This is a genomic window from Candidatus Methylomirabilota bacterium (genome assembly GCA_035936835.1).
Taxonomy (GTDB): domain Bacteria; phylum Methylomirabilota; class Methylomirabilia; order Rokubacteriales; family CSP1-6; genus AR37.
In genome coordinates this window covers 1-11,290 of sequence record DASYVT010000157.1, presented here as the reverse complement: position 1 = coordinate 11,290, position 11,290 = coordinate 1, and the positions used below count along the sequence as shown (strand labels likewise).

Below are 11,290 nucleotides of genomic sequence, written 5' to 3'. Positions count from 1 at the left end.
CACCCGCTCCGCCGACGCGATGATCAGGTCGATCGCAGCCGTGAACGGCGCCGTCAATCCCGCCGGATCGACCGCTCCGGCCACTCCCTTGGGCGACTCCAGAAACTCATTGACCAGCACGAGCAGCCGGTGCGCGGCCGCATCAATACCGCGGAGGTCGGCGACGAGCTCGGGCCGCGTGCCCTCCGCGTCCTCGAGCAGCATCTCCGTATACCCGATGATGTGGTTCAGCGGAGTGCGCAGCTGATGGCGGAGGTGCGCCGCCGCGGTTGGATGCTCCGTCACGGTGCCGGGCGGCTCCCGAGGAGCGCTTCGATCTTTTCCAGGAGCCGCGCCAGATCGATCGGCTTGGTGTCGAAGTCATCGCATCCGGCGGCCAGGGCCTTCGCGCGGTCGTCCGACATCGCATGCGCCGTCAGCGCGATGATCGGAATGTCGCGCGTCGCGGGCAGCGCCTTGAGCTGCCGGGTCGCGTCCCAGCCGTTCAGCCCCGGCAGGCTCATGTCCATCAGGATCAGGGCCGGCGCCTCGGTCTGCGCCATGGCGATTCCCTGGTCGCCGTCGAGCGCCGCGACCACCTCGTAGCCGCGTCGTACCAGTCGGCGCCCCAGCATGTCGCGGTTCATCTCGTTGTCCTCGACGAGAAGGATCTTGGGCATCAGCGCGGCTCCTGCTGGCGCGCGAGGCTCTCGGCCACGAGGTCACGCACGTCGCGCAGCAGCGCCTCGCGGCTCAGCGCCCCTTTCTGGAGCACCCGCTCGACGTACCCGTTCAGGCGCCGCCGCTCTTCGACGGACAGGTCCTTGGCGGTCACGACGACGATGGGAATGCCTCGCCAGGCATCGTGCCGGCGAAATTCGTCGATGAACTCGAAGCCATCCGTCTCCGGCATCATGAGATCGAGCAGTATCAACCCGGGCTTCTCGTCCCGCACCCGATCGAGAGCCACGCGACCGTTCTCCGCCTCCACGACGACATAGCCCTCGCTCTCGAGGATCCTCCGAATGAGGTCCCGCATGGCCAGGTCATCATCCACCACCAACACCGAACGCTGGGGATGGTACTTCCGGAGAACGGCGACGAGCTGCTCGCGATCGATAGGCTTCGTCAGGTAGTCGGCGGCGCCGAGGGCATAGCCAAGGCTCTTGTCGTCGACCATGGTCAGCATGATCACCGGAACCTTGGCGAGCGCGGGATCCGCCTTCAGTTCGGCGAGGACCGCCCAGCCGTCCACGCTGGGCATCATGACGTCGAGGGTAATGGCGTCGGGCCTCACCTCGCGGGCGAGTCGAAGCCCCTCCTCGCCGCCCGCCGCCACCACGACCCGGAATCCCTCCCTGACGAGGAACCGCTGCATGAGCTCCCGCACCGCGGGGTCATCGTCGATCACAAGCACCGTGCGCCCGCTCGGCGGCCCGCCCTCCGCTCGGACCGGCGCATCCGCCACCTCGCCCTGGGCTGCGACGGCGGCCGGCAGCCGCACGGTGAACGTGCTGCCGTGCCCGGGCTCGCTCGCGAGGGTGATGTCGCCGCCCATCATCTGGCACAGGCGGCGGCTGAGTGCTAAGCCCAAGCCGGTTCCGCCGTACCGGCGCGCCGAGTCCCCGTGGGCCTGCGAGAACGCTTGGAACAGCCGGGCCATCTGCTCCGGCGTCATGCCGATGCCCGTGTCGCGCACGGTGAATTGGATCCAGTCCCCGCTCTCGCTCTTCTCGCGGCTGACCGCGACCGAGATCGTGCCCCGCTCGGTGAACTTGGCGGCATTGGCCAGGAGGTTGAGCAGCGTTTGGCGGACCTTCGTCACGTCCGCGCGCATCGTGCCTACGCCATCGTCGCAGGAGACGTCGAGGTGGTTTCCGTTCTTGGCGGCGAGCGGCTGGATCACCGCGGCGATCCCCTGCACCATGGCCGGAACGTTGAAGGTCTCCAGGTAGAGATCCATCTTGCCCGCCTCGATCTTTGACAGGTCGAGGACGGCGTTGATCAACTCCAGCAGGTGCTGCCCCGCCGTGTTGATCTTCTGGAGGTCGGCGAGGAATCGCTCCTCACCCAAGTCGGCCGCTTCCTCCTGCAGCATTTCGCTGTACCCGATGATCGCGTTGAGCGGGGTCCGGAGCTCGTGCGACATGTTGGCGAGGAACTCGGACTTGTGGCGGCCCGCCACCTCGAGCTCGCGGCTCTTCTCCTCGAGTGCGGCGTACAGCCGCGCCTCCTCGAGCGCCGCGGCCAGCTGCTGGGCGAGGAGCGTGAACAGCTCGCAATTGGCGGCCGTGATCGGTCGCTGGCTCGTCTTGTTGTCCGCGCTGGCGACCCCGATCACCCGATCCCCGGCGAGGAGCGGGGCGATGATGAAGCGGCGGCTCCGGAGGTATGGGCGATCGAGATATTCGCCGCTCGCTCGGGGAAGCCGCTCCAGGTCGTCGTCGGTGAGCACCGCCAGCGGGCGCCCCGTCCGGAACACGTGGTAGAGGGCGCCTGCGGCCGGCGACAGCGGCAGGTCGTCGAACATGTCCATGCCGACGGCCGCCGCGACGTTGAAGATCTGTAGATCAGGCGAGGCCAGGGCGACATAGAAGCGATCGAAGCCGAGGGCCTCGTGCACCCCCTGCTCGAACGCGCGCAGGCGGTCCTCGCGCAGCCAGGAGACCTGCATCGAGCTGCTGATGCGGTAGAGCCGATCGATCGCGGCGCGCGCCTCTTCGGCCTGCTGGAACATCTGCCGCGAGCGCTCCTCGCTCTCACGAAGGGCCTCCTCGGCGCGCTTCCGCTCGGTGATGTCGCGGTAGACCCCCTGGAAGCCGACCGGCGTGCCCTTCGGATCGCGCACGATCCTCGTCCGCCCTTCGAGCTGGACGATGCGGCCGTCTTTGCACAGGGCCGCGACTTCGAAGAGCGATGGAAGCCTCTTGCCCGCCAGCGCCCCGCGCGTGCGCTCCGCCATCCGTTTCCGATCGACCGGCGCGACGAGCGTCCCCCAGTTCTGGCCGACGAGCTCCTCGACGGTCCATCTCGTCAGCCTCGCGTAGGCCGGGTTCACGCTCGCGACCGTGCCATCCAGCGTGAACATCAGGATCGAATCGCTGGCATTCTCGACCAGGCTGCGGTAGCGCTCTTCGCTCTCGCGCAGATACGCCTGGGCGCGCCGGTTCCGCGCGCGCAGGGGCTCGAGGACCTTGACGCGGCGCAGCAGTGAGGCGAGGTGCGCCATGATCTGCACCCGGTTCATATGCGGAAGGTCCTCCGCCCGACGGCCGTCATGTCTCTCGCGGGCACCTGCAGGCTAGAGGAACGTCGTGTCGGGCTGGTGCCCGAGCAGGAACTGGCCGACCGTCTCGAAGTGGGCCTGGCGCCCCTGGAGCTGCTGGGTCACGGCGTGGATGTCGCGGAACCCGCGGTCGAAGGCGCTCTCGATGAAGATCGACGTCGCGCCGCCCGCGTGGTGTGTCATGTCGGCGACGGCCTTCGCCTGGTGGATCGCGTAGGTGGACGCCAGCCGGATCTGGACGCGCTGGTCCAGCGTGAGGACGCCCGAGCGCCCGACCGACCGCCAGATCTCCTCGAGGGAGCTCAAGAGGAAGAGCCGCGCTGATTGCAGCTGCGCCTCGGCGTAGCCCACCTGGGACTGGATCACCGCGCTGTCGCGGAGCAGGCGCTTGAACCCGCGCGGCGTCTTCTCCTTGGCGAGGCCCACCAGTCCATCGAGCATGCGCCGGGCGATGCCGAGGGCGACCCCGGCGAAGCCGGACGCGTAGAGGGAGCCCGTCGGGAAGCAGTAGAGCGGGCCCGGCTGGCGCCGCTCCGCCGGATCGTCCCGCGAGATCGAGTACTCGTGAGGGACGAAGAGATCCGCCACCGTGAAGGCGTCGCTCCCGGTGCCCTTGAGCCCGCTGACGTGCCAGACGTCCACGATCTGCGCGCTCGAAGCGGGGAACAACATCGTCCGCTCGACCCTCTTGCCGTCGCCGTTCCGGCGCGGGCTCCCGTCAGGCTCGGAGATCGGGCAGTGGCCGCCCAGCCACGTCGCGTGACGGCAGCCGCTGGCGAAGCTCCACGTGCCCGTCACGCGATAGCCGCCCGCGACGGCGACGGCCCGCGCGTCGGACCCGGGGCCCCACGCCAGGACGGCGCGCGGGTCCCGGCCGAAGACCTCAGCCGCGACGTCAGGCGGGAGATACGCGGCGGACATGGAACACCCGGACGCCTGGCACATGCACCACGCCGTGCTCGCGTCGGCCTTGGCGATTTCCTCGATGACGGCAGCGAAGGTGGCGGGATCGACTTCACCCCCGTCGAGCGAGCGGGGCAGCAGCAGCCGGAACATGCCCGCCGCGAACAGCGCGTCCAGCACCGGCTGCGACAGGCGCCGCTCCTGCTCGATCTGGTCCGCGCAGGCTTCGATCTGGGGCGCAAGCCGGCGCGCCCGCGCCACGTACTCGTTCCCGGCTCCAGCCGGGCTCCCCGTGTCCATGGGCCGGACTATATCGCAAAATCCTTCGTCTGGCTTCCGGCTGCGCGCTGGGCTAGGATAGGCGCCACACCCGACCGTGAGGAGGATCGTCATGAAGCGCTACGACCGGCACCAGCAGGACGTCGGCAACATCCTCATGCTGGAGCACGTGAACGTGCGCGTGCCCGACCAGCGGACGGCCACGGCCTTCTACATCCAGGGTCTGGGCTTCACGCGCGACCCCTACGTCATGGTCGGGGTCGAGAACATGTGGATCAACATGGGCCAGACGCAGTTCCACCTGCCGACGGGCGAGCCGAACGTCATGCGCGGCCACGTCCAGATCGTGGTCCCCGATCTCGAAGCGCTCGCGACGCGGCTCGGAAGCGTCCGCGAACTGCTCGCGGGCACGAAGTTCGCCTACAGCGTCGAGGACAAGTACGTCGCGGTCACCGCACCATGGGGCAACCGGCTTCGCCTGCACGCGGCCGGGCCGTCGTTTGGCGACATGACGCTCGGCATCACCCACGTTGAATTCCCCGTCGAGCCCGGGCGCGCGGCCGGCATCGCGCGCTTCTATGAGCAGGTCATGGGCGCCCCCGCCGCGGTGACGCCCGACGCGGACGGCGTGGCCGCGCACGTCAGGATCGGCCAGCGTCAGGAGCTCGTCTTCCGGGAGACTTCGGCGCCCATCCCGGCCTACGACGGCTATCACATCGCCGTCTACATCGCGAACTTCTCCGGCCCCCACGAGTGGCTCGACAAGCACGGGCTCGTCAGCGAAGAGAGCATGGACTACCAGTACCGCTTCGAAAAGATCGTGGACCCCGACACGCGCGAATGCCTGTGCGTCATCGAGCACGAGGTGCGGAGCTACACGCACCCGATGTTCCGACGCCCGCTCGTGAACAGGAACCCCGCCCAGCGCCAAGCCACCTACCAACGCGGCCGGGACGCCTTCGACCCGCGCGGCTAGCAGGCTGCCGATAAGGGCCCATCTGCTTCGTTGGCGCCCTCGGCCGCAGGCTCGTGGCTGTTCGAGCTGAGGGGCGAAGCCACGAGGCGAGGGCTGAGACAGTTGTACGGTTCGCCTGCGGATTCAACTCAGCCCTCGTCTCACGACGGCATACGCCGTCGTTCAACTCGAACAGCGGGGCGCCGCCTCGCATCTGGACCCTTCTCGTCACCCTGCACCGTATGCGAGGGGGAATCTTACGAAGGTGCAACCCATCGAGTGAACGACGCCCCGGGACTGTCGCCGGTCGGCCTGCCGGCGCTCTCCGGAGACTGAGCGGGCCTCTCTGCGCCGCTCGCCATGCCGCCGGTCGGCCATGACATGGACCCCCTCGACTCCAGCCATCCCCCGCGTGAGGTACTCGTACAGACTTTGATCGCTGCGCATGACCACGATCAGGAGCCGGAGACCGGCCGATGGTCGAGAGCGTGCCGCCGCCAGGAACTGCGTCAGGTGCCGCTGGCAGAGGCCGTGCGTCTCGTCGGGGTCCTCCAGCGGCTCACACTCCCCGAGATCCGCCGGCGACCCCTCGGCCCGGCACCACGCGCAGATCGATCTCACGGCGGACTTGGGGCGCCTACCGCAGTTGGATATTGCCGCTCCCGCGCGGACCGTCGGGCCCGCCGAGACCCGGGGGCACGCGGTCCAGAATGATGATGGGCAAGGCCGCCTCGCGGCGCATCTCCTGAAGCTCCTTGACCGCGCGCTCGGCGGCGACCTTCGCGCCGGCGGCGAAGTTCTCCGTAGCCTCTCCGAGCGAGCCCGCTTCGATCTCGAAGGTCAGCGGCAGCGCGCCCAGCCTGCGGTCGGTGTACGTCTCCTCACGATAGAGACTCGTCTGGTCCATCCGGAGCTCGGCGCCATCGCGCGCTGTCTCGGCCATTCCGTTCTTCCTCCCTAGCTGCCCATGACGATGCCGCCGTCCACATTGAGGGCCTGCCCGGTCATGTAGTCGGAGTCGGGCCCGGCAAGAAACGCCACGACGCCGGCTACGTCCTCGGCCCGCTCGGGGCGTCCCAGCGGGATGTTCCGGATCCTGCGCTTCCACGCTTCGCCCTGCCCCAGGCCCTCGAGGGCGCCCCACTCGCGGTCGATCTGCTCCCACATCGCCGTCTCGACCGCTCCCGGGCAGACGCAGTTCGACGTGATCCGATGCGGGGCCAACACCTGGGCCGCGGAGCGCGTGAGGCTGACCACGCCGGCCTTGGAGGCCGAGTAGGGCGTCATCAGGTGGTTGCCCCCCCGATACGAAGCGATCGAGGCCGTCTGGATCAGCTTGCCGCGCAGCTCCGACTCCGGCATGAGATCCTGATCGAGCATCCTGCGCGCCACGGCCTGCAGGACGAAGAAGACGGCGCGGAGGTTGACGTCCATCACGCGGTCCCATTCCTCCCCCGTGACCTCGAGCATCGGCTGGACACGGATGACACCGGCATTGTTGAACAGCACGTCGAGCCGCCCCCAGCGCCGGTACGGCTCGTCCACGATGCGGTCGATATCCTCGGGTCGGGTGACGTCGGCTCGGACCGCCACCTGACCCAGCTCGGCCGCGAGCTTCTCCGCCCCCGCGCCGTCGAGGTCGGCGAGGACCAGCTTCGCGCCGTCGGCCGCGAGCCGGCGCGCGCAGGCCGCTCCGATCCCCCGCGCCGCCCCCGTGATCAGCACGGTCCGTCCCGTCAGGCGCCCCATCGCTCCTCCTCCTGTCTCATCCGACGGCCGAGTGTGCCCCAACTCCGATCACAACGTGAGCGCTGGGGAAGAACCTGCCGGGGTTCAGTGCTCCGCGCGTGGAGTAAACACCGCGAGGACGAGGGCCACGACGAGGAGCGCTGGGACGTCACCAATGAGGTGCCTCCGTTCCTTCGCATCGGCGAGGGACTGGGCGCCCATGATGCCGGCGTGCACGATGCTCGACCAGACGGTGAACCAGATCAGGCTCGTGTGCGCCGCCGGGTTCTTCGACGCCATCAGCAGGAAGACGCCGAGCGTCGCGTAGACCCCGATGATCATCATGTGATAGTGCGAGTGGCCCACGCCCCACTGCCAGCCGGACCGCCACACCATGCCCAGCGGGTAGATGCCAAAGACGAAGATCAGACCGACCAGGACGAGCGCGACACGAAGGTAGCGAAGGCGATCCGCATCCGTCATCGTCGGTTCCTCCTTTAGGTCGATTCGGTCCGCGGAGAGGATAACCCGGGCTGGAACGCAGTTGGAAAGTATGGCAAGTGCCCAAGTGCGCCTACCCGGCCAACAAATTTCGTCAATCGGCAATCCCAGGCGGCCTCGTAAGTACCCGCCAAGCTTGTATTTCCGCTCCGGCATGCCAGTTGCTCTATCCAGTCCCAGGGAGGAAGAGCCATGAACACAACGGCACTCCGGTACGACAGCGACGAGAAGGAGATGTACCAGTTCGCCTGTCCCAGCTGCTGGGCGGTCCGAACGGTCACCCTGACCCCCGGCACCAAGCGCCCCATGTGCGACTGCGGCTCCCCGCTCTCAGTGATCGGAGAGGTGGAGAGCGAAGAGGCCGAGTCCCTGCCGCTGGACCACCCCCACTCCGAGCCGAACTGTTCGTTCTGCGCGGACCGCCAAACGCCCATGCAGCACAGGCTTTGGTGCGCGATCTACTTCCTCAGAAACTGCAACTGCGGGTACGGCCAGCGACCCTAGCCGGCAGCCTACAACGGGCGGGCGCGGCAGGGCGTGTCCGTGCGGTTGCTCCACGCGTGGTTGGTCCCGCGCTGGATCAAGCAGTCGCCGGCCTCGAGCAGCGTTTCGCCTTCGTCCATCAGCGCCCAGATCTCGCCAACCAGAACGAGCGCGTAGTCGACGGTGTTCGTCTTGTGCATGGCCGGGTACCGCGCGTCGCTCCGGTCCATCGCGTGGCCGGCGCCCATTGCCGCGAAGGCCTTCGCCCGGTCGACCTTGCCCGCCATACGCTTGTCCAGCGGAAAGTCGACCACCCGGAAAATCGTACCCAACTCGGGCGGCTCGAGGACGACCGGGCGGGCCGCGGCGTCGGCCACGCCCGCGTTGCTCGCCGGCGCGCGATCGGTCGCCCACAGGTTGATGAGGGCGACACCAGGCAAGCCGTCGAGCTCGAGCGCGTGCGGCGACGGGACGTCGATGAGGATGACCGACTTGCCCTGGGCATTGTGTCCGGTGACGACGCGGCGCATGGGTCTGGCCATCTGCGTTTTCCTCCTACCGGAGCTTCAGGTCCTCGCAAGGGGCCGCGTACGGAAAGCCCTGGATCAGTCCCGCGCCGGATTCCGCGACGCGCGGCCCCACCCCCCAGATGAAGCCCTGCTGGAACAAGGGCGACACGAGCACGCGATCGGCGATGATCTTCTGGATCTGGTGGAGCTGGGCCTCGCGCTGCCTGCGGTCCGTTTCCTTCGACTGGCGCTGGAACAGATCGTCGAGCTCGGGAAGCGTGCCGTACGCGTAGATGCCGGCCTTGGTAAAGAAGGGCTCGAGCCGCGCGGCGGCGTTGCCCGCCGCGCCGGTCGCGCCGATGAGAAGCCCCGTCAGCTTCTTCTCTCTCCACGCAGTGAGGAACGCGGCGCGCTCCATTCCCCGTACCCTGCTGCGGATCCCGATGGCCTGGAGATAGCCTCCCACCGCCTCGGCCAGCGAGGAGTAGGGCGGAAGCGGAGTCAGGTCACCCGCCTCGAAGCCGTTCGGATAGCCGGCCTCCACCATGAGCTGCTTGGCGCGCTTGGGGTCGTAGGCGGGCGGCTCGAGATGCAGCGCGAATTCGAACGTCGGAGGTACAAACGAGCCCGTCAGCCGACCGAGACCGAGCATCTCCGCCTCGTTGAGGGCCTTACGATCGATCGAGAGACCCGCCGCCATGCGGACACGTGGATCATGCCAGGGAGACTTCGGGTCCCACTGATCAAGGAAGTCCAGCCAGTAGATGCCGTAGACCAGCGGCGCGACGATCTTGATTCCGGGCGAGCGACGCAGCTCCGTCGCGATCGCCCCGCCGAAGAGGTACGCCAGGTCCACCTCGCCGGTCTTCACGGCGGCGGCCCGCGTGCTCTCGTCGGGAATGCTGCGCATGACTATGCGCTTCACCTGCGGAGTCTTTCGCCAGTAGTCCGGGAAAGCTTCGACGACCAGCTCGAGGCCGGGGCTGAACGAGACGAACTTGTACGGCCCGGCGCCCACCGGAGCCTTCTTGAACCCGTCGTCGCCGACCTTCTCGACGTACTTCTTCGGCACGATCCAGCCCGCGCCCGTGGCGGAGGTGCCGTAGAACGACATGAATTCCTGCCAGGACTCCTTCAGCACGAAGCGGACCCGGTTCGGGGCCGCCACCTGGACGTCCTTCACCTTGTCCTTCAGGAGCTTGGCGCCGCTGCCCTTGTATCTCTCGAAGGAGAATCTCACGTCCTCCGCCGTCACCGGCTCGCCGTTGTGAAACCGGGCGCCCTTGCGAATGATGAACTCGTACGTCGTCCCGTCCTTGGACACGGTCCACGATTCCGCCAGGCTCGGGGTCATGATCCCGGCCGGCATCGGCTTGACCAGCCCGTCGTGCAGCGCGTACAGGACCATGAACGGCGTGATGAGCGCTTCCGTCTCCGCGGGATCGAGCCACCGCGAGACCAGCGTCACGTGGACGCCGATCGTCATGGTCCCTTCCGGCGCGGCGAGCGCCGGCGGAATGCCCGCCAGCGTCACGAGGACAAGGACGGCGGTCAGGAACGAGCGCGGAGCGCGCATCTGGATACCTCCCGGAGCATGTGAGCGGGAACGCCTTCGTCTCTGTGTCGGAGAAGCTACCACGTCTCGGGCGGGCTCACCAGACCCGCCGGATGAGACCCGACGGATGAGGGAGCCGCGCGAACACCGATCGCCGCGAAAGGTGTATGATCCCGTGCCATGCGCTTCGGGACCTTCTTCTTCTTTCAGGCCGCCCCAGGGTTGACCCACGAGGAGGTCGTCCACCGGGAGCTGGAGCAGATGGAGTGGACCGAGGAGCTGGGCTTCGATCAGATCTGGCTGACCGAGCACCACTTCATCGACTACGGCCTATCCGTGGATCCGGCCACGCTGGCTTCTGCCGCGGCCTCACGGACGCGGCGGGTCCGGATCGGGCTGGCGGCCGCCATCCTGCCCTTCCATCACCCACTGCGGCTCGCCGAGCAGTTGGCGCTCGTCGACGTCATCTCCAAGGGCCGGCTCGATATCGGCGTCGGCCGCGGCAACCGCCCCGCCGAGTTCAAGGGCTACCATGTCCCGCAGCAGGAGAATCGCGAGCGCTTTGACGAGGCGGTCGACATCATGCTGCGGGCCTGGACCGAGGAGCGCTTCTCGCACGAGGGACGGTTCTTCACCGTCAAGGATGCCCGGGTCATTCCCAAACCCGTTCAGCGGCCGCATCCGATGATCTACCAGGTGTGCGGCAGCGACAGCGGGGTCGAGAGCACCGCCGCGCGCGGCTGGCCCATGCTCAACTCGATCCTGACCGGCCCGGTCGAGCAGATCCTGAAGCGTCGCGACAGCTACGTGGAGGCGCTGCGCCGGCACGGCCGCGGGGAGACCGAGATCGCCGCGCTCATGAAGCTCTGGGGCGTGTCGCGGCAGATCTACGTGGCGCCGACGGACGCGCAGGCGCTCGCCGAGGCCAAGGACGCCGAGATGTGGTACCAGGATTCCCTGCGGCGCTTCCAGGTTCCCGAGCGCATCGAGGACGCGCATCCGAGCCTCCAGCCGGGCTTCCGCGCCGCGGCGGAGCGATTCGCCAAGGTGACCTGGGAGGGGCTCGTCGCCGAGACGCTGGCGTTCGGGTCGCCCGACACCGTAGCCCGGCA

Annotated in this window: 12 protein-coding genes; 3 read left to right on the top strand and 9 right to left on the bottom strand. The window is 68.1% G+C overall.

All coding sequences use genetic code 11. The features are described from left to right. From VGV06_14195 to VGV06_14180, 4 genes are all read right to left on the bottom strand, one after another. A partial coding sequence (locus VGV06_14195; protein HEV2056301.1) for a histidine kinase dimerization/phospho-acceptor domain-containing protein occupies window positions 1–285 on the bottom strand: 285 nt, incomplete at its 3' end. Then, a complete protein-coding gene (locus tag VGV06_14190) occupies window positions 282–659 on the bottom strand; it encodes a response regulator (GenBank protein ID HEV2056300.1) in 378 nt (125 codons plus the stop codon). The genes VGV06_14190 and VGV06_14195, both read right to left, overlap by 4 nt. Continuing rightward, a complete protein-coding gene (locus VGV06_14185; GenBank protein ID HEV2056299.1) occupies window positions 659–3,226 on the bottom strand; it encodes a response regulator in 2,568 nt (855 codons plus the stop codon). The genes VGV06_14190 and VGV06_14185 overlap by 1 nt, the downstream gene beginning before the upstream one ends. Window positions 3,227–3,280: 54 nt before the next feature. After that, window positions 3,281–4,468, bottom strand: a complete 1,188-nt coding sequence (locus VGV06_14180; protein HEV2056298.1) for an acyl-CoA dehydrogenase family protein — start codon at window positions 4,466–4,468, stop codon at window positions 3,281–3,283. Between the two features lie 91 nt (window positions 4,469–4,559). On the opposite strand from VGV06_14180, the gene VGV06_14175 reads away from it, so the two are divergent. Beyond that, window positions 4,560–5,423 (top strand): hypothetical protein, encoded by an 864-nt coding sequence (locus VGV06_14175; GenBank protein HEV2056297.1) that lies wholly within the window; start codon window positions 4,560–4,562, stop codon window positions 5,421–5,423. Between the two features lie 616 nt (window positions 5,424–6,039). On the opposite strand, the gene VGV06_14170 is transcribed toward VGV06_14175, so the two are convergent. From VGV06_14170 to VGV06_14160, 3 genes are all read right to left on the bottom strand, one after another. Next, window positions 6,040–6,345, bottom strand: a complete 306-nt coding sequence (locus VGV06_14170) for a hypothetical protein (protein HEV2056296.1) — start codon at window positions 6,343–6,345, stop codon at window positions 6,040–6,042. Between the two features lie 14 nt (window positions 6,346–6,359). Then, window positions 6,360–7,151: a glucose 1-dehydrogenase gene (locus tag VGV06_14165; protein ID HEV2056295.1), complete on the bottom strand. Its 792-nt coding sequence runs from the start codon at window positions 7,149–7,151 to the stop codon at window positions 6,360–6,362. A gap of 84 nt (window positions 7,152–7,235) precedes the next feature. Next, window positions 7,236–7,613, bottom strand: a complete 378-nt coding sequence (locus VGV06_14160; protein HEV2056294.1) for a DUF6632 domain-containing protein — start codon at window positions 7,611–7,613, stop codon at window positions 7,236–7,238. A 210-nt stretch (window positions 7,614–7,823) separates the two neighbouring features. Between VGV06_14160 and VGV06_14155 the strand changes: the two genes are divergently transcribed. After that, window positions 7,824–8,135 carry a hypothetical protein gene (locus VGV06_14155; protein HEV2056293.1) on the top strand — a complete coding sequence of 104 codons (312 nt, stop codon included), beginning with the start codon at window positions 7,824–7,826 and terminating at the stop codon, window positions 8,133–8,135. Between the two features lie 8 nt (window positions 8,136–8,143). Here VGV06_14155 and VGV06_14150 read toward each other — a convergent pair whose 3' ends face one another. After that, window positions 8,144–8,656: a cupin domain-containing protein gene (locus tag VGV06_14150; protein ID HEV2056292.1), complete on the bottom strand. Its 513-nt coding sequence runs from the start codon at window positions 8,654–8,656 to the stop codon at window positions 8,144–8,146. A 13-nt stretch (window positions 8,657–8,669) separates the two neighbouring features. After that, a complete protein-coding gene (locus VGV06_14145; protein HEV2056291.1) occupies window positions 8,670–10,199 on the bottom strand; it encodes an ABC transporter substrate-binding protein in 1,530 nt (509 codons plus the stop codon). 159 nt (window positions 10,200–10,358) lie between these two features. On the opposite strand from VGV06_14145, the gene VGV06_14140 reads away from it, so the two are divergent. After that, a partial coding sequence (locus tag VGV06_14140) for an LLM class flavin-dependent oxidoreductase (protein ID HEV2056290.1) occupies window positions 10,359–11,290 on the top strand: 932 nt, incomplete at its 3' end.

Excerpts from the sequence above, each read along its gene's own strand:
- VGV06_14165 (HEV2056295.1), bottom strand. The coding sequence starts at position 7,151 with ATGGGGCGCCTGACGGGACGGACCGTGCTGATCACGGGGGCGGCGCGG.
- VGV06_14150 (HEV2056292.1), bottom strand. The coding sequence starts at position 8,656 with ATGGCCAGACCCATGCGCCGCGTCGTCACCGGACACAATGCCCAGGGC.
- VGV06_14180 (HEV2056298.1), bottom strand. The coding sequence starts at position 4,468 with ATGGACACGGGGAGCCCGGCTGGAGCCGGGAACGAGTACGTGGCGCGG.
- VGV06_14155 (HEV2056293.1), top strand. The coding sequence starts at position 7,824 with ATGAACACAACGGCACTCCGGTACGACAGCGACGAGAAGGAGATGTAC.
- VGV06_14185 (HEV2056299.1), bottom strand. The coding sequence starts at position 3,226 with ATGAACCGGGTGCAGATCATGGCGCACCTCGCCTCACTGCTGCGCCGC.
- VGV06_14175 (HEV2056297.1), top strand. The coding sequence starts at position 4,560 with ATGAAGCGCTACGACCGGCACCAGCAGGACGTCGGCAACATCCTCATG.
- VGV06_14160 (HEV2056294.1), bottom strand. The coding sequence starts at position 7,613 with ATGACGGATGCGGATCGCCTTCGCTACCTTCGTGTCGCGCTCGTCCTG.
- VGV06_14190 (HEV2056300.1), bottom strand. The coding sequence starts at position 659 with ATGCCCAAGATCCTTCTCGTCGAGGACAACGAGATGAACCGCGACATG.
- VGV06_14145 (HEV2056291.1), bottom strand. The coding sequence starts at position 10,199 with ATGCGCGCTCCGCGCTCGTTCCTGACCGCCGTCCTTGTCCTCGTGACG.
- VGV06_14170 (HEV2056296.1), bottom strand. The coding sequence starts at position 6,345 with ATGGCCGAGACAGCGCGCGATGGCGCCGAGCTCCGGATGGACCAGACG.